The organism is Streptomyces sp. AC627_RSS907, from assembly GCF_019049165.1.
The window spans coordinates 1-615 of sequence record NZ_JAGMUE010000974.1; the positions used below are offsets into that span (position 1 = coordinate 1).

General features: G+C 57.4%; 1 protein-coding gene. It reads right to left on the reverse strand.

Going from position 1 to position 615, the window contains the following annotated elements; genetic code table 11:
* Positions 1-283: 283 nt before the first annotated feature.
* On the reverse strand, positions 284-615 hold a 332-nt coding region (locus KUM32_RS39730; RefSeq protein ID WP_217146595.1), incomplete at its 5' end, for a hypothetical protein.

Consider the following 615-nt stretch of genomic DNA (forward strand, 5'->3'; position numbering starts at 1 on the left):
GGCCCGGCCGGTCTTCATCGATCGCGGCCAAGGCCCAGTCGTAGTGACGGTCGCCCTTGGAGCCTGCTCCGGCGGAGAGCTTCTGCCAGGCCCGTCTGGGAATCCTCTCCGCGAGGTGGTCGGCGCGGACCGTTCCGCCGCGGGTGGCGATCCGGTGGTCGCGGGCGACGGCGAGGAAGAACCGCAGGCCAGCCCCACGTCACGAGCCCGGGAAAACCGTGAAAAAAATCGAAACCCTCACCGAGAATGTCCGCCGCAAACAGCAGCGAGGTTAATGATCAAGCTAACTTAAAATCCTGTTCAGATTCATGGCATTCTTGATATCAAAGTACATGTTGCTCCCCCTTGTTCGATTGTGACCAGGGCAACTCAAGCGCAAATTGTCTAAGTCGTTATACATCCGTTGAACATCGTTCGCGTTATCCCAATCCGGAACGCCTTGCAATGTAGGAAAACCCGGATAGGCGCCACGGTTGCGCATCAGTTCGGACCAGGGCATGATATGGTCCAAATCGATATTGATGTCGAACTGCCAACTGTGCTCGGGGCCGTATTCGTTGGCGCAGAACTGGCACTTATACTGCCACTTCGGCCCGGTCGCCAGTTGTACTTGCT